The sequence below is a fragment of the Devosia beringensis genome, assembly GCF_014926585.1.
Classification (GTDB): Bacteria; Pseudomonadota; Alphaproteobacteria; order Rhizobiales; family Devosiaceae; genus Devosia; species Devosia beringensis.
The window spans coordinates 792,607-814,800 of the sequence record NZ_CP045422.1; the positions used below are offsets into that span (position 1 = coordinate 792,607).

Consider the following 22,194-nt stretch of genomic DNA (forward strand, 5'->3'; position numbering starts at 1 on the left):
GGCTTGCCCCGCCTTTAGCTTGGGGTTATGGGCCTGATCCACATGTCAGGGGCCAGCCAATGAAGTTCACCGCAAACCGAACCATGGTCGTGGCGGCCACCAGCCTGCTGGTCGGCCTCGTCGTGCTCGGACTCAAGCTGCTGGCCTGGTATGTCACCGGCTCGGTGGCGCTCTATTCCGATGCGCTCGAATCAATCATCAACGTCGTCACCGCCATTGTCGCGCTGATCGCGGTGCGCCTGGCGCAGCGGCCGGCCGATGCCGGCATGCCCTATGGCTATCACAAGGCGGAGTATTTTTCCGCCGTGGTGGTGGGCGTGATGATCATCGTGGCGGCGATCCTGATCATCCGCGAGGCGGTGCTGGGCTTTGCCGAGCCGTCCCTGCCGGACGCGCCCATGCAGGGCCTGGCCATCAGCATGGCGGCCACGGCGATCAATATCGTCTGGGCCCGCATGCTGACCGCCTATGGTCGCAAGGTGCGCTCGCCGGCCCTGGAGGCGGATGGCAAGCACCTGATGACCGACGTGGTCTCCACCATTGGCGTGCTTGCCGGACTGACGCTGGTGGTACTGACCGGCTGGGCCGTGCTCGACCCGATCCTGGCGATTCTCGTCGCGCTCAACATTCTGTGGTCCGGCTGGGGCGTGATCCGCGACAGCGTCGGCGGGCTAATGGATGTGGCCGTGCCCAAGGACAAGCAGACCGTGATCCGCGACGTCATCGCCATCAATGCCGACGGCGCCATCGAGGCCCATGACATCCGCACCAGGCAGGCCGGCAAGATGACCTTCATCGATTTCCACCTGGTGGTGCCCGGCGCCATGACCGTCGACGCCGCCCACGCCATCTGCGACCAGATCGAGACAAAATTGCGCGAGGCGGTGGAGGATGTGCAGATCACCATCCATGTCGAGCCGGAAGAAAAGGCCAAGCATACCGGCATCGTGGTGCTGTAGGGCGGCCGCACTCGATTTCAGTCCCGACCCTTGAACGCGCCCCTGCTGCACCGCACATTGCAGGCGGGAGGGATCATGGGAACAGCACCAAGTCTATACGAATGGGTAGGCGGCATAACTGCCCTCGAACGGCTGACGGAGCTGTTCTACCAAAAAGTGGCCGCCGATCCGCTGATCGGGCCTGTCTTTGCGCAGATGAACCCTGACCATCCGGCCCATGTGGCCGCCTTTCTGGCCGAGGTACTGGGTGGGCCGCCGCTCTACTCGGCGCTGCATGGCGGGCACCCTGAAATGATCCGGCACCATCTTGGCAAGCATCTGGGCGAGAGCCAGCGGCGGCGCTGGATCAACCTGCTCCTCGACAGCTACACCGAGCTGGAATTGCCGGCCGATCCGGAATTCGCCTCGGCGCTGGTCAGCTATCTCGAATGGGGCAGCCGCATGGCCGTGCTCAATTCGGTCGAGGGGGCGACCCCGGGCCTGGACGAGCCCATGCCCAAATGGGGCTGGGGCGAGGTCAAGGGGCCCTACCAGCCAGGGCAGGGATGAGCTTGCGGCGAGGGCTGGATGACGGCAGAGTGCCGACCATGCGTCTCGCCCTTGTCGTCTTCTTGCTGCTGATCGGTCCCGCCTTCGCCCAAAGCACGGAGCGCTATGACAATGCGCGCTTCGGCTACAGCATGAACGTGCCGGACGGCTTTGTCGGCCAGGGCGGGAGCGCCAATGGCGACGGTCAGGCTTTTGCCGTGCCCGGCCGCGCCATCGTCCTGCTGGTCTGGGGCGGTTCGCTCGCCGACTTCGAGGCGGAAGTCGCGATGCGCATGGCGCAGGACGCGGGCGAGGGCTGGAACCAGACCTATCAGGCGGTGACGCCACGCTGGGCCAGTTGGTCATCCGTGGCGGGCGGGCAAATCCTTTACCAGCGCATGATCCTGCTCTGCGACGGGCAGAGCTATGCCGCCTTCCGGGCGGAGTACGGCCTGCGCGACCGGGTCGAGATGGACCCGGTCGTCGAGCAGCTGGTAGCGTCTCTACAGGGCGCGACCTGCTAGAATTCGATGCCGAGCTGGGCTTTGACCCCCGAGCGGAAGTGATGCTTGATCTCGGTCATTTCGGTGACGAGATCGGCGATCTCGATCAGTTCGTCCTTCGCATTGCGGCCCGTGACGATGACATGGGTATCGGCCGGCTTGTTGCGCAGGAATTCCACCACTTCCTCGATCGGCAGATAGTCGTAGCGCAGCACGATATTGAGCTCGTCGAGCAGCACCATCTTGTAGCTGGGATCGGCGATCAGGCTCTTGGCCTGTTCCCAGGCCTTGCGGGCCGCGGCGAGGTCGCGCTGGCGGTCGGCCACGTCCCAGGTAAAGCCCTCGCCCATGGCGTTGATGGTCACCAGTTCGGGGAATTTCATGAGCACGTCGCGCTCGCCGGTTTCCCACACGCCCTTGACGAACTGGACGACCCCGACCTTGAAGCCATGGCCCAAGGCCCTGAAAACCATACCGAAAGCGGCGGTGGACTTGCCCTTGCCCTTGCCGGTATGGACGATGAGCAGGCCCTTTTCCTGGGTCTTGGTGGCTAGGATCTTGTTTCGGGCTTCGCGCTTTTTCTTCATTTTTTCAGCGTGATAGGCATCGCGCTCGGCCTCGGTCATGAGGTCGGTCTTCTTGATGGGCTTGATGGGGGGTAAGTCGGTCATGGGGTGTCCTCGAGCAGGGCATAGGCTGCGTTGGAGCGGGGGGACCAGAGGCCGCGCAGGCGGGCCTCGGCGAATTTGGCGAGGAGCTCGTCATAGCCATAGCGGTTGGCGCTCTGGATGAAGTCTCGCGTGGCGTCGTCTTCGATGAAGGCCTCGAAGGCCAGGTCGAAATGGTGGGTCTTGACGGCGCCGGTGGTGGCGGCGAAGGCGAACATGAAATCGACGGTGGCGATGATCTCGAAGGCGCCGCGATAGCCGTGGCGCTTGACGCCGTTGAGCCATTTGGGATTGACCACGCGGCTGCGCATAACGTGGCTGATTTCCTCTTCCAGCGTCCGGATCACGGGGCGCTCGGGGCGGGAATGGTCGTTGTGATAGGCAGCGGGCTTGAGGCCGGTCAGGGTTTCGGCGGCGGCGGAGAGGCCGCCCTCGAACTGGTAATAATTGTCGCTATCGAGCAGGTCGTGCTCGCGATTGTCCTGGTTGTGGACCACCGCATCGATGTCGGACAGGCGGGCGGCGAAGCGGGCGCGCTCGGGGGTGCCGGCGGCCTGGGCGCCATAGGCATATTGGCCCCAGTCGAGGGCCTGATTGGCCAGATCGGCCTTGCTGGTCCAGTTGCCATTGTCGATCAGCGCATTGAGGCCGGCGCCGTAAGTGCCCGGCTTGGAACCAAAAATCCGGTGACCAGCGGCAAGGCCTGCCTCGTCTTGACTCTGGCCGGCGGCCATCAGGCCGAGCGCATCGGTGCGCATGCGGGCGGCGATGGGGTTGTCGTCGGTGGGTTCGTCGAGGGCGCCGATGGCGCGGATGGCGCGGTCGAACAGCGCTATCTGGGCCGGGAAGGCATCGCGGAAAAAGCCGGAAATGCGCATTGTGACGTCGACGCGCGGGCGGCCGAGTTTTGGCAGCGGGATGATCTCATAGCCCGAGACGCGCAGCGAGCCCAGATCCCAGGTGGGGCGCGCGCCAATCAGGGCCAGTGCCTGGGCGATATCGTCGCCGCCGGTACGCATATTGGCGGTGCCCCAAACCGAGAGGGCGACCGAACGCAGGCTATGACCATGGTCCTGATAGTGCCGCAGGACCAGGCTTTCGGCCGATTTCTGGCCGAGCTGCCAGGCGGTGGGGGTGGGCACGGCGCGGTTGTCGAGCGAGAAGAAATTGCGACCGGTGGGCAAGACATCGAGGCGGCCGCGCGAGGGGGCGCCGGAGGGGCCGGGGGCGATGAATTTTCCGTCCAGACCGTCGAGCAGGGCCGCCATTTCGGCCGGACCGGAGGCGGCCAGGCGGGGGCGGATAAGGGTCTCGACCGTGGCGAGGACAGCTTTGGTGGCGGTCCAACCGGCAGCGGGGACAGATTTATGCGCGACCAGGTCGGCGGCAATGGCTTCGAGCTGTTCGACGACGTCGCCAAGGCTGCGCGTCGCCGCCATTTGGTCACCAGTATGAACGCATGATGACTGCGGCAGCCCCGGGCCGGACCAGGGATCGCCCAATTTGGCCGTCAGCGGGTCGATGCCGAGTTTGAGATCGTCGGCCAGGGCGCGGATCAGGGAATTATCCCCGGGCGCGTCGCCGCGTGGGACGCGGGCCAAAGCGACGATGAGATCGCGTTCGAGGTCGCCCTGGGGCGACTGGCCGAAAATGTGCAGGCCATCACGGATCTGGGCTTCCTTGAGGTCACAGAGGAAGTTGTCGATCTTGAGCAAAGCCGCGGTCTCGTCCTCGGGCAGGCCGATATCGCGATCGAGCCGGCTGTCGCGGGTGAAATCGAGGATGCGGCGCTTGAGGTCGGCGAGGCGGCGGCGGTCCATGCCGGAAGCGGCATAATATTCGTCGAGCAGGGCTTCGAGATCCTTGAGCGGGCCATAGGTCTCGGCCCGGGTCAGTGGCGGCACCAGGTGATCGATGATGACGGCGCCGGTGCGGCGCTTGGCCTGGGTGCCTTCGCCGGGATCGTTGACGATGAAGGGATAGAGATGGGGCAACTGGCCCCAAAGCGCGTCGGGATAGCTCGTGGCGTCGAGCGCCGTGGCCTTGCCGGGCAGCCATTCGAGCGTGCCATGCTTGCCATTGTGGATCAGGGCATGGGCGCCGAACTCGTGGCGCAGCCAGAGATAGGCGGCGAGATAGGCATGCGGCGGCACCAGAGCCGGATCGTGATAGCTCAGCGTCTCGTCGAGCTGATAGCCGCGGGCGGGCTGGATCAGGATGGCGAGGTTGCCGAAAATGAGGGCCGGCAGGTGGAAGGTATCGGTTCGTACAAAGGGATCGGTAGCGGGATCGCCCCAGCGGCTGGTGACCTCGGCCTGGATCTTTTCGGGGAGCGCGACGAGAAGTTCGCGATAGCGCGCGAGGCTCAGCGTAGCGGGCGAGGTGCCGCGCCCTGGACTGGCATTGGTGGGGCCGGACTGGAGACGATCGATCAGGGCGGCGGCGGTCAGGGTGCCAACCGACGTGCTGTAGCCCGCCCATTCCAGCGCCTGCAGCATGCGGATGGTGGACTCCGGCGCGTCGTAGCCGACGCCGTTGGCGAGGCGCCCGTCGCGGATGGGGTAGTTGGCGAGGACCAAAGCGACCTTGCGGTCGGCGCGCGGGGTGGTGCGGAGACGGGCCCAGTTGGCGGCGAGGCTGGCCGCGCGGGCGATGCCGGAATGATCGGGCGCATAGGCGGTGAGCGGGATCTGGCAGCGCTCGTGCCAGACGGCATCGGCGCGGTGGCCGACGATGAGGCCGCCGAGGCGACCGTCGATTTCTGGCATGACAAGGAACATCGCCATGTCCTTGGACGACAGGCCCTGGCTGTCGCTCTGCCACTGCCCCTCGGAGCGGCCGGCCTGGATCAGCTGGATGACCGGGGCGTCGCTGGTGGCAAAGGGGTTGGCGGCGGGGTCCAGACCATCAATGCCGAGGGCAAAGCCGGTCAGATTGAGCACGGCGGCAGGGGCGACGGCGCCGAGCACCTGCTGGACGAAGGCGATGCAGGCGGCCTCCTTGAGAGAGGAGACGAGGATCGGTACCGGCGCCAGGCCCTGCGCTTCGAGCGCGGCGATGAGCGCTTCAATGGTCGCGGTGCCGGCGCCTTCGAGGGCGGCGCGGTAGAAGAGGATGGGGATATGAGCAGGCTTGCTGCCGGGCGGCAGGCAGAGCGCGGCGCGGATGGCCCCGGTCGTCGTCACGCCCTTGCCGGGATACCAGAGGCCGAAGCGGGCGAAGGGCTGGGGCTCGCGGTCTGGCAAAGCCATGCGGGCATAGCCCACCTGGTCTGCCTGCTGCAAATCGTGAAACGCCCTCAAAATCGTGTCGGCATTATCCGGGCCGCCGGCGATGAAGAGCTGGTGCAGACGGGTCCAGTCGTCAGGGTGAATGGTGGAGCGGGACTGCAGGATGGCATCAGGATTGGTGTCGCCCGGCAGCAGGACGAGCGGAATCCTGCGGTTGGCGCAGAGCGCGGTCAGCTCATCGACGCCATATTGGAAATAGGCGGCGCCGCCGATGAGGCGGAGGACGACGAGGCGGGCATGGGCGACGGTCTGTTCGAGCCAGAGATCGACCGAGAGATGGTTGGAGAGGCGCAGCGTATTGGCGAGGCGCAGTTGCTCCTCCCCTGCCCGGTCGGCAGCGGCGGCCAGCATGGACAGCTCGCTATCGGCCGAGGAGGCAAAGACCAGAGCGCCGGGGCGCTGGTTGAGATCGATGGCCTCGCCCTCCTGCTGGATGGCGCCGGCCTGGGCGGACAGAAGGTGCATCAGCGGCGCTTTCGCAGACGGGGCTCGACCAGGCGATCAAACAGCAAGGTGCAGGAAGGCAAAGCCAAGGCGCCGGCCAGGGCCGAGATGAGGTAGAAGGGCAGGCCGAAATAATCGGTGGCCTGCAACTGCAGCACCACCACGAACATGCCGGCGACGCCAGCCAGTGCGCCCAGGGGGATGGCCGCGATATATTGGGCGCGGCGGCCGGCAAAGCGCGTGGCAAACAGCGCGGCACAGGCGCCGGCAATGCCAGACGGGGTCAAGCCGAAGAGGTAGCCGATGGCCAGCATCTGCAGCAGCTCAAAGGGCAGCGCCCCAGCTTCGAACTGCCAGCCCGTGACAAGAATAGCGGTGATGAAGACCAGCGTGCCCAGCAGCGGGCCAGCCAGCAGCACCGTCAGGAAACGGGCAAGCGGAAAGACAGCGGCACTGGCGGGAGCGGCGGTCATCAGGCCTTCTTGACGAACTCGGTGCGCAGGACCAGGCCCTTGACCTTTTCGGCATTGCACTCGATTTCGGCCGTGTCGCCGGTGAGGCGGATATTCTTGACCAGGGTGCCGCGCTTGAGCGTCACCGAGGTGCCCTTGACCTTGAGGTCCTTGATCAGCGTGACGGCGTCGCCGTCATTGAGCTGGGTGCCGTTGGCGTCCTTGGTGATTTCGGTCATCTGGTGGTCCTGTTGGTTTCAGTTTGGCGTGCACGGATGGCACTGGCCTGGGCGCAGGAGGCGCATTTCGCCTCCCGCGCCCAGAGATTATTCAGGCGGGATCGAGGCTGAAGACCGCCCGGACAATGCCGTGGTCATTGCTGCCAGTGGCCTTGTGGTCGAGGTCATTGAGGTGATCGTTGGCCAGGTCCATGCGTTCGAAGGCCCAGATGCGATCGCGCGAATTGTCGTAGAACTGTTCGCTGACCAGAATGTGGTCCAGCGATTCGCGTTCATTCTGGAAAATGTGCGTGTAGTAGACATCGCGCGTGCTGCGATATTGCTGCAGCGTCTGGACCGTATAGAGCGCATCGTCGCCGCCGCCCATGGACTGGCCGAACAGATAGTTCGGCTGGCCGGTAAGTACATTGGCGGTGTTGGAGAGCGTGGCATCGTTGATGTCGCCGAGCACGACCAGCGGATCGTGGTTGCCGCGCAGACGATCGGTGACCAGCATGCGGAATGCCGCCGCCTCGGCCGTGCGGCGGATGGTGGACAGTGCCGAACCGAGCGCCTTGGCGTGCGGGCCTTGGATTGCCCGATCATACCAGGCATTGCTGGAAATCCGGGTCGGCGCCTTGGATTTGAAATGCACGACAAAGACATGGATGGCAGCCTGACTGGCGACCGGCCGGATGGTGAAGTGCAGAATCGGACGGGAAAAGCCGCGAATCTGGACCAGGATATCGGGCGTCTGCTCGTCGTCGCCCTCGTCCTGCAGCTTGAAATTGTCCGGGAAGCTGGAAATCCATTCGGGCTCGTCCTCCAGAATGTCCTTTCGAACAGCGCCAGCGCAGACGATCCGGCCGCCATCGTGATCGGGGGGCACGAGCGGAACATGGCTATCGGCAATGCCGGCCCTTGCCATGAGATCGGCAAGCGCGTCGGCGTGCCAGAGCTCCTGAAAGCCGAAGACATCGGCCCGCATGTCGGTAAGGGACCGGCCGAGCCAGGCGATCTTGGCATTGTATTGGTCCGTGGTCCAACCGTCCGCATCCGAATAGATCGCCTTGCCGGGTAAGTTGAGATTGTAGAGGTTACAGGTAGTGAAACTGAGCAACTGTGCCATTGTGGGCCTCGCGCTTGAGTGTTTCTGCAAAACTGCAGCACAAGACTAGCATGCGAGGCCCACGCTTGCATGACGGGGCAATACCGATCAGGCGGCGATCTTGACGGCCCGTTCAAGGCTCGCGGTAATCGCCGTGCGGTCGAGGGGGCTTTCGCCGATGACGACCAAAGCGGTGTCGCGGCTTTCGCCGTCTTTCCAGGGGCGGTCGAAATAGGCGCTGACGCGGGGGCCGACGGCCTGGATGGCGAGGCGGGCATTGGCGCCGGGAACGGCGGCAAAGCCCTTTAGGCGCAGCACGTCATGCTCGCGCATGGTGGTCTCGATGATGGCGAGCAGCTCGTCCTTGCCGGCGATGGATGGCAGGCGGATGGAGAAGCTGTCGAAATCGTCGTGCTCGTGGGTCTGGCCGCCGTGCTCGAGCTCGTGATGGCTGGGGCGGTTGGCAATGTCGTCCTCGCTACCCATGCCCAGGCCGAGCAGAGCGGCGATATCGACATGGCCATTGCTGGCGCGAATGACGCCGACGCCGGGGCGCAGTTCGGCGCGGATATTGGCCTCGACCTTGTCGAGCATGGCGGCATCGAGCAGGTCGGCCTTGTTGATGACGACAAGGTCGGCCACCGAGAGCTGATCCTCAAAGAGTTCGCCCAAAGGGGTCTCGTGATCGAGCATTTCATCCTGGCGGCGCTGGGCGTCGACGGCGGCCTCGTCGCTGGCAAAGCGGCCTTCTGCCAAAGCGGCGGCGTCGGCCACGGTGACGATACCGTCAATGGTGACCTGGGCCTTGATCTCGGGCCAGTTGAAGGCGCGGATCAGCGGTTGGGGCAAAGCCAGGCCGGAGGTTTCGATGATGATGTGATCGAACTTGTCGGGGCGGGCCAGCAAAGCCTGCATGGTGGGAATGAACTCGTCGGCTACGGTGCAGCAGATGCAGCCGTTGGAGAGCTCGATCATATCCTCCTCGCGGCAGGTTTCATCGCCGCAGCCGGCCAGGATATCCTTGTCGACGCCGAGATCGCCGAACTCGTTGATGATCAGCGCAATGCGCTTGCCCTTGGGGGCATGGGCCAGCAGATGGCGGACCAGGGTGGTCTTGCCGGCGCCGAGAAAGCCGGTGATGACGGTGGTGGGGATCTTGCTCATGCGGACACACCCTCAAGGCGAGTGCGGGACAGAACTGAATTGGGGCAGCATAGGGTCTGCGTCATGACATCTCCTGGCCGTCCACCCGACGGCACAAAGGGTTAAGGGCTCTGCGCCCGGATGGTGTGATGGCAGGTCTCCTGGCTCGCGGTGATCACCACGCCCCTCGCCTTCCCGGCAGCTAGGCTGCCAGTGGCAATTGAGGGGAATGCACCGCTTACAGTTGCGGGGGCAGCCACGGTATTGCGCCCTGATGGGTACGTCGCACCGTGTTCCCTTAGTCCAGCACAGGCGCGTCAAACGCCTGAACCGGGTATCCCTCCGGCACGGGGCCTTCGGGAACCAACACGAGAGGTGGTGTGCCACCAAACGGCGGCAACTGCAATGTCTGGCCGGCCGTTGCACGGAAAACGCGGCTGGCGTCAAGCCGAGAGCGGCGCCGAAGCAGCAATTTCAGCCCCGGCAGCGGCAAGCGACTCGGGCTAGATCAGGACACAGCCAGGAGATGTGCGATGAAGCCGATCAAGTTCAGCAAGGACGAAACCAAGGCCATTGTCGGCGAGATCAAGGACTATTTCCGCGAGGAACTCGACCAGGAGATCGGCAGCATACCAGCGGAAATGCTGATGGCGTTCTTCGCGGAGAAGATGGGCGCCTATTACTACAATCGCGGGGTCTATGACGCCCAGAGCGCGCTCAAGGAGCGGATGGACAGCCTGCATGACGACCTCTACGCGCTCGAGCAGAAGACCAAGCATACCCGCTGAGCGGGCGAGACCTGCAAGAAACCGACTTTCCGGGGGCAGACAGTGCGGCTAGATAGCGCCGCCGGTTCTGACCGGTTTGTTCAGGAGGAAGCCTTGGGCTTCAATTTCGCCACGCTGGCCCCGATCGGGCTGCTGCTTGCATCCAATGTGTTTATGACCTTTGCCTGGTACGGGCATCTCAAATGGCCCGGCGCGGCGCTGTGGGCGGCGGTGCTGATCAGCTGGGGCATCGCGTTTTTCGAATATTGGCTGGCCGTGCCGGCCAACCGGATCGGCTATGGCGTCTATTCGGGGGCCGAGCTCAAGACCATCCAGGAGGTGATCTCGCTGTCGGTCTTCGTGCTGTTTGCGGTGTTCTATCTCGGCGAAAAACTCACCTGGAACCACGGCATCGGCTTTGCCATGATCGCTCTGGGGGCGTTCTTCATCTTCAAGGGGCCGCTGAAATAGCCAGCCCGGCGGACCGGACTGGCGGAGTCATTTAGCCCAGGCAATCGACCAGGCTAGTGGCAAGGCCGCGCAGCAGGGTGGGATAGAGGTCGGCGCCTTCGGTCAGCGCGCCGCCTTCGGGGTCGAGCACACCGGCCTTGGCCGAGGTGCCCTCGATGATGGCCGAGATGATGGTCGGCTCGAAATTGGGTTCGGCAAAGACGCAGGTGGCGCCGAGCGTGCCGACCTTGGCCTTGAGTTCGTCAATGCGGGCGGCGCCGGGCGCCACTTCGGGGCTGACGGTGACCGAACCGGCCACGTCGAGGCCGAAGCGGGCCTCGAAATACTGATAGGCGTCATGAAAGACGATGAAGGGCTTGTCGGCGACCGGCGCCATTGTGGTGACCAGCTCGGCCTGCAATTCGTCGAGCTTGACCAGCTCGGCCTCGGCATTAGCCTGGTAGGCCGTGGCATTGTCCGGATCGGCGGTGGCCAGGGTGGTGGCGATCTGGGTGACCATCAGCTTGGCATTCTGCGGATCGAGCCAGAAATGCATATCGCCCTCGCCGTGCTCGTCATGGTCGTGGCCCTCATGATCGTCCTCGGCGGCGTGGTCGGTGTGCTCAGCTGCGTCGGCATGGGCAGCGTGCTCTTCAGCGGTTTCGCCGCTGTGGTCGTGCTCCTCGCCTTCATGCATATGCGCCTCGAAGGCGCCGCCTTCGCGCACGGGCAGTAGGGTGATGCCGGGGGCGTCGGCGAGCTCGACCACAGCGGCATTGGTGGCAAGGGTGTCGAGCGCATCGGCCAGGAAGAGCTCCATGCCGTGGCCGGTCCAGAAGACAATGTCGGCAGATTCCAGCGCGCCGGCATCGGAGGGGCGCAGCGCATAAGTGTGCGGCGAGGCCGAGCCCTTGACGATGAGGGTGGGCTCACCGACGCCGGCCATGACAGCAGCAACCAGGGAATGGACCGGCTTGATGGAGGCCACGACATTGGGGGCGGCAAAGGCGGTGGAGGTGAGGAGCGCCGTGGCCAGCAGGGTGAGCGGGGCGAGCAGTTTCATCGGCGGAACCTCTTGGCAACAGGATGGGGGGCAGCATATGTAATGTTGTTACGCTTGCGGCGGTGTTATGCTATAACGTATTAACAGCCGTCAAGGGGGCTGTGGATAGCGCATGGCGACGTGGCACCCGGGCGCCCCAACAACAGATGGACTGGTTTATGGACGCGCGGGCACACAAGGAAATCCTCATCACGCTGAGCAATGCCGGCGTGTCACGCGGCGGGCGCCGGCTGGTCAGCGGGGTCGACATGACCATTGCGCGCGGCGAGATCGTGACGCTGATTGGGCCAAACGGGTCGGGCAAATCGACCACGGCCAAGCTGGCGACCGGCGTGCTCAAGCCCGATACCGGCAGCGTGACGCGCCAGCCGGGCCTGCGCATCGGCTATGTGCCACAAAAGCTGACGATCGACTGGACCCTGCCGCTGACCGTGGAACGGCTGATGACGCTGACCGGTCGATTTTCGGGGCCAGAGATCGATGCGGCGCTGGAGGCGGTGGGTGCCTTGCGGCTGCGCGGGGCCGCGGTGCAGGAACTGTCGGGCGGGGAATTCCAGCGCGTACTGTTTGCCCGGGCGATGATCCGCCAGCCAGACTTGCTGGTGCTCGACGAGCCGGTGCAGGGCGTCGATTTTTCCGGGGAGCTGGCACTGTACGAGCTGGTGCGGCAGATTCGGGACACGACGCGCAGCGGGATCCTGATGATTTCCCATGACCTGCATGTGGTGATGGCGGAGACCGATACGGTGATTTGCCTCAATGGCCATGTGTGCTGCACCGGCACGCCCTCGGCGGTCAAAAGCAGCCCGGAATATCTGGCACTGTTCGGCGAGCGGGCGGCGCATACGCTAGCCATCTATGAGCACCATCACGATCACGAGCACCATGACGATGGCTGCGTGGTGGGCAAAGGCGAGACGCATGAGCACGCCCATGGGCATGAGGGACACAGCCATGTTCGGTGACTATTTTTCCCGTGCGCTGATAGCCGGGGTCGGGCTGGCGCTGGTGGCCGGGCCGCTGGGCTGTTTCGTGGTCTGGCGGCGCATGGCCTATTTCGGCGACACCATGGCGCATTCGGCACTGCTGGGCGTGGCGCTCAGCATCATCCTCTCCATCAACATGACGCTGGGCGTGTTTGCCGTGGCGGCGCTGGTCGCCGGGGCCCTGATCGTGCTGCAGCGCCAGGCGACCCTGTCGACCGATGCGCTGCTGGGGATTTTGAGCCATTCGACGCTGGCGGTGGGGCTGGTGCTGGTGGGGTTCCTGACCACGGTGCGGATCGACCTGATGGGTTTTCTGTTCGGCGATATCCTCGCCGTGTCGGTGGAAGACATCGTCATCATCTATGGCGGGGGCGTGGCCATCCTCGCCATCCTGATCCTGGCGTGGCGGCCGCTGCTGGCCTCGACGGTGAGCCCGGAACTGGCAGAAGCCGAGGGGCTGCGGCCGGAGGCCAGCCGGCTGGTACTGATGATCCTGATGGCCTCGGTGATTGCCATTGCCATGAAGCTGGTGGGCGTGCTGCTGATCACCTCGCTGCTGATCATTCCGGCGGCCACAGCGCGGCGGCTGAGCGCGACGCCCGAGATGATGGCGGCGGTGGCCGCGGTGCTCGGCGCCATTGCGGTGGTGGGCGGGCTGTTCGGGTCGCGAACCTGGGATACCGCGTCCGGACCCTCTATCGTGGTGATGGCGCTTGTTATATTTCTGGTGTCGCTGACCGTGCCGGTCACGCGGCTGTTCGGGCGGAGAGAAAACCATGGCGCATAGTCACGACGTACCAAGCGACCTGACGCGCAATCAGGGACTGGTGCTGGGCGCGCTCAACCATTCGGTGGGGCCGCTGAGCGCCTATGACATTCTCGACAAGCTGCGCGGCGACGGGCTGCGGGCACCACTGCAGGTTTATCGGGCCCTCGACAAGCTGGTGGAGCGCGGGCTGGCGCACCGGCTGGAATCGCTGAATGCCTTCGTTGCCTGTGCGGACGAGCATTGCCACCGCAAGGGGCTGATCGCCTTTGCCATCTGCGCCAATTGCGGCAAGGTCGACGAGTTCGCCGATGCGGTGATCGAGGAACGGCTGGGCGAATGGGCCGGCGCCAAGGGCTTCAAGGTCGAGCGCACGACGATGGAAATCCGCGGGCAATGCGCGGACTGTGTCGCCCCGGCAGCTTAACCCCTCGGGTCAAGCCCGAGGGGTGGCGGCCGGTGGGGTAAACGGGTCTAGGCGCTTTCGCCAAAGCTCAGGAAATGGACGGCGGCTGAACCGTATTCGCGGCGGTCTTCAAGGGTGAAGGGCGCGGGGATGGTGATCTCGGCCGTGGCGCTTTCCTCAAAGACCAGGGTGGCGCCGGGGGCGAGCCAGCCGCCCTTGGCGAGGCCTGCCAATGCCAATTCGCCCAGACCCTGGCCATAGGGCGGATCGAGGAAGACCAGATCGAACTTGCCGAAGGTGCCGGTGGGGCCCAGGTCAATGGCGTCGCGGCGCAGCAGCTTGGTGACGCCGCCGACGCCGAAGGCCTCGATGTGATCGCGGATCAGGCCCCGGGCTTCGGCGCCCATATCGACAAAAGTGGCGTGGGCAGCGCCGCGCGACAGGGCTTCAAAGCCCAAAGCGCCGGTACCGGCAAACAGATCGAGCACACGGATGCCCTCGAAGACCGGCCCCAGGCGCGAGGCCAGGATATTGAACATGGACTCGCGAACCCGATCGGCCGTCGGACGAATGGAATCGTCCGACGGGGAGATCAGCTGCCTGCCCTTGAACTTGCCGGCAACGATGCGCACGGCTTAGGCCTTGGGACGACGCGGCGCAGCGGGGCGACCACCGCCACCGGACGGACGACCGCCCGAGGAGGGACGGCCTGCGCCACCTGAGGGACGGCCACCACCAGCGGGGCGCCCTGCCCCACCGGCAGGACGGCCGCCCGGCTTGCCGAAGCCACCGGGCTTGCCATAACCGCCCGGCTTGGGACCGCGCTGCGGCGCGGCGCCATCGCGCTTGGGATAGGGCTTGCCATCGGGACGCATCTTGGGCTTGCCATAGGTCTTGGCCTCGGAGCCGAGATTGTCGCGACCCGGGCGAGAAGAACGGTCGGGACGCGGCGAGGATGCGGGGCGCGGGCGATCGGCATAGGACGGCCGGTCGGCACGATCGGCAAAGACCGGACGATCGCCTTCCGGACGATAGGCGCGGACCGGCTTGTCGGAGAAGTTGCGGCCGGGACGCTTGGCCTCGCCGGTAAAGGCGGCGCCAGCGCCGCGCTCATTGTCGGGACGCAGACGCGGCTCGAAGGCCGGACGTTCGCCACCGCCGGCATCGCTGCGACGCGGGCCGCGTGGCGTGCCGGTGAACTCGCGGTCACGCGGCGGACGCGAACCGCCCTCGGGACGGGTGCGGGGGGCAAAATTGCCCGGACGGCCGCCACCAGCGTCGTCGCGGCGCGGGCCGCGCGGGGTGCCGGTGAATTCACGGTCACGCGGCGGACGCGCACCACCTTCGGGCCGCGTGCGCGGCTCGAAGCTGCGGGCGGGACGCTCAGCGAAATCGCGGGCGGGACGTTCGGCGGAGGGACGGCCAGGGCCAGGGCGGGTGCCAGCGGGACGATCACCATAGGGCTTCTTGTCGCCATAGGGCTTCTTGTCGGCGTAAGCCGGCTTGTCGCCATAGGGCTTGCGATCACCGGCATAAGCGGGCTTGTCACCATAAGGCTTCTTGCCGGCAAAGGCGGGCTTGTCGCCATAGGGCTTCTTGTCACCGTAAGGCTTCTTGTCGCCATAGGGTTTCTTGTCGCCAAAGCTCTTCTTGTCGGCGAAGGGCTTCTTGTCGCCCGGCTTGCCGCCGCCGGCGGCACGCGGGGGGGCCTTCTTGCCATAGTTGGCAGCGGACTGGTCGTCAGGATCGCGCCAGGTCGGGGCCTTGCCGAGGTTCTTTTTCACAAATTCTTCCGGCGCACGGCCGTCCTCATCAAAATGGATATGGCGCGGGGGTGGCGCCTCTTCTTCGTCGCGCGGATCGAGCCGCTTGCCGGTGGGTTTGCGGGAGTCAAAGCGACCGGGGCGATCCTGGCGCGGCCGTTCGGCGCGACGCTCTTCCTCGGTCTGTTCGGCGCCATCGGTAAAGCGGAAGCGCTGGCGGGCGATTTCCACGGTATTGGTGCCGCGGCCGGTGAGGCGATCGCGCGTGGGCTTGCCTTCGAGCGCGCTGGGCTCGGGCATCTCGCTGTCGAAGTCGACATCGGCCGCATCGGCGAGCTTCTTGCCGAGCTGGTCACGCAGCATCTTGGCCTTGATGGTCTCGATGCCGCCGACGGGGATATCGCCGAGCTGGAAGGGGCCATAGCTGACGCGGATCAGGCGGTTGACCTCAAGGCCGAGGGCGCCCAGCACGTTCTTGACTTCGCGGTTCTTGCCTTCGCGCAGCGCCAGGACCAGCCAGACATTGGCACCCTGCTCGCGCTCAAGCGTGGCTTCGATGGCGCCATAGCGGACGCCGTCGATTTCCATGCCGTCCTTGAGCTTGTCCAGCGCCGCCTGGGTGACCGAGCCATGGGCGCGCACGCGATAGCGGCGCAGCCAGCCGGTGGCAGGCAGTTCGAGGACGCGCTTGAGGCCACCATCATTGGTGAGCAGCAGCAGGCCTTCGGTATTGATATCGAGGCGACCGACGGTGACGACGCGCGGCAGGCCATGGGTTTCGAGATGCTCGAAAATGGTCTCGCGGCCTTCAGGGTCCTTCTCGGTGACCACGAGGCCCGCGGGCTTGTGGTAGAGCCAGACGCGGGTGCCCTGGCGAGCGGCGAGCGGGGCGCCATCGACCATGACCTTGTCGCGGTCGGTGACGTTGAAGGCGGGAGTCATCACCTTCTTGCCGTTGACCACGACGCGACCCTCGGTGATCCACACCTCGGCATCGCGCCGGGAGCAGAGCCCGGAGCGGGCAATCACCTTGGCGAGACGGTCGCCGGTATCGGGCTTGGCGGGGGTGGCGTCGTTCAGTTCGCGCATTGCGTGCGGCTTTCATGTCATGCGGGACCCATAGGGGCGGCGCAGAAAGGAGAAAGCGGCCGGATCATCCGGCCGCCTTGCAGAAAGTAGTAGCAGTGAAACCTAGTCGAGCGTGGTTTCTTTCTCGCTCAGGCCGACGCCAACGCTGGTCATCGGGCTCGAGATCACTTCACCCGAGCCACGACGCAAGGCATTGCGCACATCGGCAGGGCATTTCGGATCATTGATCGAGACCAGTTCACCACCAGGCGTCGAGCAGATCAGTTCCGCATTGCCGACGCGGGTGAAATACTCATCAGGTGGCATATAGAGCGGCCGCGACGAATTGTCGACACGCACATCGCGGTTGGCTGCACGCATGCGGGCGGTCAGCGCGCGGGCCTCTTCCTCGGTCAGGGGACGACCGGCGACGGAGCGCAGATCGACGACGCGGGCATTGCGCAGGCGCTGGATGTCGGCATCGGTCAGGTTGCTGGCGTCGATCTGGACGCTATCGCTATCCTTGGGCAGCTGGGCGGCGACAACGGTGGTGGTCGGGGCCGGCAGGGCCTGGCCGGATGCCGGCAGCACCAAGGGCGCACGGGCATGGGTCAGGTCTTCCTTGGGCGCCTCGCCGGGGATCAGGCCGATGCCGTGGGCAGTCGAGCTCATGACCTCGCGCTCGAAGGTGCCCACATCGGTGAGCGCATTGGTGCCTTCCACGGTGGTGCAGGCAGCCAGCGCCAGGCCCAGCACGATGGTCAGGGCGACCGAACCGGCCCGCCAGGCAGCACCAAGAGCAGTCTGCTGCCCCGTCATTGCAATACGCATGAAACGTCCTTCAAGATGTCCGCGGCGCTTATAGCGCATCTCGTGCCCTAAGGCCAGATTCTGGCAGCAAGGTGTTCGCCGGCGTCAAACCGACGTTTTCGGGGGTCGGCCGAGGCCGAGCAGATCGGCGATCAGCAGGATGACGCCGACGGTGATGGCGACATCGGCGATGTTGAAAATATAGAACGACCACGTGCCCCAATGCAGGTGGAAGAAATCAGCCACCGCGCCATAGAGCAGCCGATCAAGCGCATTGGACAGGGCGCCGCCGATGCAGAGGGCCAGGCCCAGGCGGATCAGTGCGGTGTCGGCGCGGACCCACCAGATCGAGAGCGCGACAATGGCCACCAGCATGATGACGCCCAGGGTCCATACCGGCAGGCCATCGAGCAGGCCATAGGAGACGCCGGTATTCCAGACCAGGACATAATCGAAGAAGTCGGTGACGCGGACCACTTCGCCGCCGCGCCAATTGGTCATGGCGAAGGGGACGAAGCTGGTAAAGATTTCGACGCAGGGTGCCGCGCCGATGGCAATGCAGTCGGCCGAGACCTGGAAGGCCTTGTGGGCGCGGTCGAGGCCAAAGACCAGCACGGCCATGACCAGCGAAACATAGATCGAGGGGTCGGTCAGCGATTTCAGGTTCACGTCGGGTATCCCCTCCTGGCCTCCCCCTGGACAGGGGGAGGGATCACATCGAGTTTGCGGGGCTATAGCCCAGCCGCGGCGCGTTCGCGCAGGGCCTGGGCGTCGCGCGGGGAGACGTCGGGGTATTCCGGATCGCTGCCGACTTCGGGCAGCACCTTCCATGAGCGGGCGCAGCGCTGGCCCTGGGCGAGGCCCGGCACCACGGCAATGCCGGCAGCGTCGTCGAGGCGGAAGGCCTCGGCGGGGCCCTCGCCGGCCGCGACCGTGATGGCCGACGTGATGGCGATTTCGGCCAGATCCTGGCCGGCCAAGGCCGTCAGATAGCGCTCATCGGCAATGAAGACGGTGGGCGCGGCTTCGAGCGAGGAGCCGATGGCCTTGTCGCGGCGCTCGACTTCGAGCGAACCGGTGACGACGCGACGGACGGCGCGGATCAACTGCCACTTGGCGGCCAGATCATTGTTGAGCCAGTCGCCCGGGACCTCGGGGAAGAGGCGCAGATGCACGGAGGAGCCGGGGCCCGGATGGCGCTCGAGCCAGACCTCTTCCATGGTGAAGACCAGGATCGGGGCCAGCCAGGCGGTGAGGCAATCGAACAGGTGATTGAGCACGGTCAGCGCCGACTTGCGCTTGAGCGAGCTGATGGGCTCGCAATAAAGCGCGTCCTTGCGGATGTCGAAATAGAAGGCGCTGAGCTCGATATTCATGAAGTTGGTCAGCAGGGTGACGATGCGGCGATAGTCGTAGGACTTGTAAGCGTCGCGGACCTGGGCATCGAGCTGGGCCAGGCGATGCAGCATGAGCTGCTCGAGCTCGGGCATGTCCTGGGCGTCGACGGCATCACCGGGCTGGTAATGGGCGAGGTTGCCGAGCAGCCAGCGCAGGGTATTGCGCAGCTTGCGATAGCTATCGACCGTGGTCTGGATGATCTCCTTGCCCAGGCGCAGATCCTCGGAATAATCCGAGGAGGCGACCCAGAGGCGCAGGATATCGGCGCCATACTGCTTGATGATGTCCTGCGGGGCGACGGTATTGCCCAGCGACTTGCTCATCTTCTTGCCGTCGCCATCCATGGTGAAGCCATGCGTGAGCACGCTTTCATAGGGGGCGTGGCCATTGGTGGCGCAACTCTCGAGCAGCGACGAGTGGAACCAGCCGCGATGCTGGTCGGAGCCTTCAAGATACATCGAGGCCGGGAATTTCAGATGCGGCCACTTTTGTTTATTGCGCAACACGAAAGCGTGGGTAGAGCCGGAATCGAACCAGACGTCGAGCACGTCGCGGATCATTTCATAGTCGTCGGCTCGGTAGGCATCGCCAAGGAAGCGCTGTGCGGCGCCATCCTGATACCAAGCGTCGGCACCCTCGGCCTCGAAGGCGTCGGCGATGCGGTGATTGACCACCTCGTCCTTGAGGATTTCGTTGGTCGCCTTGTTGACGAAGACGGTGATCGGCACGCCCCAGGCGCGCTGGCGGCTGAGCACCCAATCGGGGCGATCGGCGATCATGGCGCGCAGGCGGTTCTGCCCGGCAGCGGGATAGAATTTGGTGGCGTCGATGGCGTTGAGGGCGCGGTGGCGCAGCGTGTCGCCGGCCGCACCCATGATGTCGCGGTCCATATAAACGAACCATTGCGGGGTGTTGCGGAAGATCACCGGCTTCTTGGAGCGCCAGGAATGGGGATAGGAATGCTTGACGCGGCCGCGGGCGACCATGGCATGGCGTTCGGCCAGCGCTGCGATGACGCGGTTATTGGCGTCGCCCTTCTTGCCATTGTCGTCGATGACGCGGGCGGGACCGCCCTCGGCATCGGGGCCGAGACCGGGGGCATCCTTGGTGTAGAAACCATCGTCGCCGACGACATAGGGGACGTCGGACGAGATGCCCTTGTCGGCCAGCAGGCGCGTCGAATTCATCCAGATCTCGAAATCGTCGAGGCCATGGCCGGGCGCGGTATGGACGAAGCCCGTGCCGGCATCATCGGTGACGTGATCGCCATCAAGCAGCGGGACGTCAAACTGGTAGCCGCCGCCGAGGCCGCGAAGGGGGTGGTGGCACAGCAGGCTGGCGAGGGGGCCCACTTCGGTATCAAGGCGGCGATAGGCAGCAACCTTGGCCTTGGCGAAAACTTCAGCGGCCAGATTGTCGGCCAGCACATAGCGCTCGCCAACCTTGGCCCAGTTATCTGCCGGCGCGTCGGTGATCTCGAACAGGCTATAGGCGATCTTTGACGAAAAGCTGATGGCGCGGTTGGCCGGGATCGTCCAGGGCGTGGTGGTCCAGATGACGACAAAGGCGCCATCCAGTTCGCCAAGAGCGCCGGCCCCCAGGGACTCGAACTGACCATTTCCGCCCACGCGCTTGGCCTGCCGGGCTGCCACCGGGAACTTCACCCAGATGGTGTCGCTCTCGTAGTCGGCATATTCGATTTCGGCTTCGGCGAGGGCCGTGCGCTCGACGACGGACCACATGACGGGCTTGGAACCGCGATAGAGCTGGCCGGTGGTGGCCACCTGCATCAGCTCGCGGGCGATCTGGGCCTCGGCGTCAAAGCTCATGGTGAGGTAGGGATTGTCCCACTCGCCGAGAATACCGAGGCGCTTGAATTCCTCGCGCTGCACATCGACCCACTGCTCGGCAAAGGTGCGGCATTCCTGGCGGAATTCCACGATCGGGACGTCATTCTTGTCCTTGCCCTTGGCGCGGTACTGTTCCTCGATCTTCCATTCGATGGGCAGGCCGTGGCAATCCCAGCCCGGCACATAGGCCGAGTTGAAGCCGAGCATCTGCATGGAGCGGCTCACCAGATCCTTGAGCGTCTTGTTGAGCGCGTGGCCGATATGGATATTGCCATTGGCGTAGGGAGGGCCGTCATGAATGGTAAAGAGCGGCCGATCCTTGGCCTGCTCGCGCTGCAGCGCGTAGATATCCATGTCTTCCCAGCGCTTGAGCCAGTCGGGCTCGCGCTGCGGCAGGCCGGCGCGCATCGGAAACTCGGTCTCGGGCAGGAAAAGGGTAGCCGAATAGTCGGTTTCGGCGGCGCCTGTGACGGTATCGGTCATGGGAAACGGCAATCATGCTGGAGATTTTGGCTGCCTTTTAGCAAGGCAGGGCCCACGGGGCAAAGGCTGATTTGGGACAGCGGGCGGCAGCGGCAATCAGCCAAAGAAGCCCAGTTTGCTGTCGAGCGCGCCCAGGGGACGCGCGGTGCTAATCAGCGCCCGCGCCTTGCGGCTGTCGCGGTCCATGGCGGCGATCAGTTCGTCGAGGCCGGAGAAGACTTCCTGGCCACGGATATGGCCGATCAGGGCGACGGCAATGGTCTGGCCATAGATGTCGGCATCGAAATCGAACAGATGGGTCTCGAAAGGCGGGCGCTGATTGTTGAACATGGGCTTGCCGAAGGCGGCGACGCCATCAAGCAGGCGCCCAGCCACCTTGGCGCGGACGGCATACACGCCTTGGGCAAGCTGGAAGCCGGCATGGGTGACGGTATTGGCGGTGGGATAGCCGAGCTCCCTGCCCCGCTGGTCACCCTGGACGACGCAGCCATCGAAGAACCAGTGATAGCCGAGCAGGCGATTGGCGGCGGTGACGGCGCCTTCGGAGAGGGCAGCGCGGATGCGGGAGGAGGAGATGACCTCGTCGCCCTCATCCATCAGGTCGAGGGTTTCAACGGCAAAGGCCTGGGCATCGCCGGCGGCTTTGAGAAAGGTCGGGGTGCCCCGGCGCTGGCGACCGAAGTGGAAATCGGCACCGACGATGACGCCGGTGACGCCCAGCGCCTTGACGAGGAAACGGGACACGAAATCCTCGGCCTCGATCTGGGAAAAGCCGCGGTCGAAATCGAGGATGGTGATTGCATCGAGTCCGAGAGCTTCGGCAAGGCGCGCCTTGGCATTGCCATCGGTGAGGCGGAACATGAAGGGGGCTGGCGCGAAGACATCGCGCGGATGGGGCTCGAAGGTCAGCACCATGGCGGGGACACCGGCCGCATCGGCGCGCGCCTTGAGCGTGGACAGCACCATCTGGTGGCCGCGGTGGACGCCATCGAAATTGCCGATGGCCACATAGGCGCCGCGCAGGGACGCCGGCACGGCATCAAGGTTGGACAGGCGGACGAAAGCGCTCAT

Annotated in this window: 20 protein-coding genes, 1 pseudogene and 1 riboswitch; of the genes and pseudogenes, 8 read left to right on the plus strand and 13 right to left on the minus strand. The window is 65.0% G+C overall.

Annotated features, from left to right (window positions below; genetic code table 11):
* Nucleotides 1–59 precede the first annotated feature (59 nt).
* From GDR53_RS03925 to GDR53_RS03935, 3 genes are all read left to right on the plus strand, one after another.
* Nucleotides 60–959: a cation diffusion facilitator family transporter gene (locus GDR53_RS03925; RefSeq protein WP_193336795.1), complete on the plus strand. Its 900-nt coding sequence runs from the start codon at nt 60–62 to the stop codon at nt 957–959.
* Nucleotides 960–1,034: 75 nt separating this feature from the next.
* On the plus strand, nt 1,035–1,508 hold the full coding sequence (locus GDR53_RS03930; protein ID WP_193336796.1) for a group II truncated hemoglobin: 474 nt from the start codon (nt 1,035–1,037) through the stop codon (nt 1,506–1,508).
* 38 nt (nt 1,509–1,546) lie between these two features.
* A complete protein-coding gene (locus tag GDR53_RS03935) occupies nt 1,547–2,011 on the plus strand; it encodes a hypothetical protein (protein WP_193336797.1) in 465 nt (154 codons plus the stop codon).
* On the opposite strand, the gene cobO is transcribed toward GDR53_RS03935, so the two are convergent.
* The 6 genes from cobO to cobW form a co-directional block, all read right to left on the minus strand.
* Nucleotides 2,008–2,616, minus strand: a complete 609-nt coding sequence (gene cobO / locus GDR53_RS03940; protein ID WP_193337953.1) for a cob(I)yrinic acid a,c-diamide adenosyltransferase — start codon at nt 2,614–2,616, stop codon at nt 2,008–2,010. The two genes, GDR53_RS03935 and cobO, sit on opposite strands and share 4 nt — an antisense overlap.
* Nucleotides 2,617–2,657: 41 nt before the next feature.
* Entirely contained in the window at nt 2,658–6,413 is a 3,756-nt protein-coding gene (gene cobN, locus GDR53_RS03945; RefSeq protein WP_193336798.1) for a cobaltochelatase subunit CobN, read from the minus strand.
* Nucleotides 6,413–6,865: a hypothetical protein gene (locus GDR53_RS03950; protein ID WP_193336799.1), complete on the minus strand. Its 453-nt coding sequence runs from the start codon at nt 6,863–6,865 to the stop codon at nt 6,413–6,415. The genes cobN and GDR53_RS03950 overlap by 1 nt, the downstream gene beginning before the upstream one ends.
* Nucleotides 6,865–7,083: an alkylphosphonate utilization protein gene (locus GDR53_RS03955; protein ID WP_193336800.1), complete on the minus strand. Its 219-nt coding sequence runs from the start codon at nt 7,081–7,083 to the stop codon at nt 6,865–6,867. Before GDR53_RS03955 ends, GDR53_RS03950 begins: the two co-directional genes overlap by 1 nt.
* Before the next feature lie 91 nt (nt 7,084–7,174).
* Nucleotides 7,175–8,191, minus strand: coding sequence for an endonuclease/exonuclease/phosphatase family protein (locus tag GDR53_RS03960; protein WP_193336801.1), 1,017 nt, complete (start codon nt 8,189–8,191; stop codon nt 7,175–7,177).
* A gap of 87 nt (nt 8,192–8,278) precedes the next feature.
* Complete coding sequence (cobW, locus tag GDR53_RS03965; protein ID WP_193336802.1) at nt 8,279–9,334, minus strand: cobalamin biosynthesis protein CobW; 1,056 nt, start codon at nt 9,332–9,334, stop codon at nt 8,279–8,281.
* Between the two features lie 130 nt (nt 9,335–9,464).
* Nucleotides 9,465–9,645: riboswitch (cobalamin riboswitch) on the minus strand.
* Nucleotides 9,646–9,846: 201 nt separating this feature from the next.
* On the opposite strand from cobW, the gene GDR53_RS03970 reads away from it, so the two are divergent.
* Both GDR53_RS03970 and GDR53_RS03975 read left to right on the plus strand, forming a co-directional pair.
* The gene (locus GDR53_RS03970; RefSeq protein ID WP_193336803.1) at nt 9,847–10,101 is read left to right on the plus strand and encodes a DUF2164 domain-containing protein; all 255 of its coding nucleotides are present in this window, start codon (nt 9,847–9,849) and stop codon (nt 10,099–10,101) included.
* Between the two features lie 153 nt (nt 10,102–10,254).
* Complete coding sequence (locus tag GDR53_RS03975) at nt 10,255–10,551, plus strand: DMT family protein (RefSeq protein ID WP_193337954.1); 297 nt, start codon at nt 10,255–10,257, stop codon at nt 10,549–10,551.
* Between the two features lie 31 nt (nt 10,552–10,582).
* Here the strand turns inward: GDR53_RS03975 and GDR53_RS03980 are convergent, their stop codons facing one another.
* Entirely contained in the window at nt 10,583–11,593 is a 1,011-nt protein-coding gene (locus GDR53_RS03980; protein WP_193336804.1) for a zinc ABC transporter substrate-binding protein, read from the minus strand.
* 158 nt (nt 11,594–11,751) lie between these two features.
* On the opposite strand from GDR53_RS03980, the pseudogene GDR53_RS03985 reads away from it, so the two are divergent.
* The 3 genes and pseudogenes from GDR53_RS03985 to GDR53_RS03995 all read left to right on the plus strand — a co-directional run.
* Nucleotides 11,752–12,549: pseudogene (locus tag GDR53_RS03985) on the plus strand (ATP-binding cassette domain-containing protein); the annotation flags it as partial.
* Complete coding sequence (locus GDR53_RS03990; RefSeq protein ID WP_193337955.1) at nt 12,548–13,366, plus strand: metal ABC transporter permease; 819 nt, start codon at nt 12,548–12,550, stop codon at nt 13,364–13,366. The pseudogene GDR53_RS03985 and the gene GDR53_RS03990, both read left to right, overlap by 2 nt.
* A complete protein-coding gene (locus GDR53_RS03995; protein ID WP_193336806.1) occupies nt 13,356–13,772 on the plus strand; it encodes a Fur family transcriptional regulator in 417 nt (138 codons plus the stop codon). Before GDR53_RS03990 ends, GDR53_RS03995 begins: the two co-directional genes overlap by 11 nt.
* Nucleotides 13,773–13,819: 47 nt before the next feature.
* Here the strand turns inward: GDR53_RS03995 and rsmD are convergent, their stop codons facing one another.
* The 6 genes from rsmD to GDR53_RS04025 all read right to left on the minus strand — a co-directional run bounded on the left by rsmD (nt 13,820) and on the right by GDR53_RS04025 (nt 22,194).
* Nucleotides 13,820–14,383 carry a 16S rRNA (guanine(966)-N(2))-methyltransferase RsmD gene (gene rsmD / locus GDR53_RS04000; RefSeq protein ID WP_193336807.1) on the minus strand — a complete coding sequence of 188 codons (564 nt, stop codon included), beginning with the start codon at nt 14,381–14,383 and terminating at the stop codon, nt 13,820–13,822.
* A gap of 3 nt (nt 14,384–14,386) precedes the next feature.
* Entirely contained in the window at nt 14,387–16,603 is a 2,217-nt protein-coding gene (locus tag GDR53_RS04005; protein WP_193336808.1) for a pseudouridine synthase, read from the minus strand.
* Nucleotides 16,604–16,705: 102 nt separating this feature from the next.
* A complete protein-coding gene (locus GDR53_RS04010; RefSeq protein ID WP_193336809.1) occupies nt 16,706–17,413 on the minus strand; it encodes a hypothetical protein in 708 nt (235 codons plus the stop codon).
* A gap of 84 nt (nt 17,414–17,497) precedes the next feature.
* Nucleotides 17,498–18,061, minus strand: a complete 564-nt coding sequence (gene lspA / locus GDR53_RS04015; RefSeq protein ID WP_193336810.1) for a signal peptidase II — start codon at nt 18,059–18,061, stop codon at nt 17,498–17,500.
* A gap of 62 nt (nt 18,062–18,123) precedes the next feature.
* A complete protein-coding gene (gene ileS, locus GDR53_RS04020) occupies nt 18,124–21,123 on the minus strand; it encodes an isoleucine--tRNA ligase (protein WP_193336811.1) in 3,000 nt (999 codons plus the stop codon).
* A 96-nt stretch (nt 21,124–21,219) separates the two neighbouring features.
* Entirely contained in the window at nt 21,220–22,194 is a 975-nt protein-coding gene (locus GDR53_RS04025; RefSeq protein ID WP_193336812.1) for a bifunctional riboflavin kinase/FAD synthetase, read from the minus strand.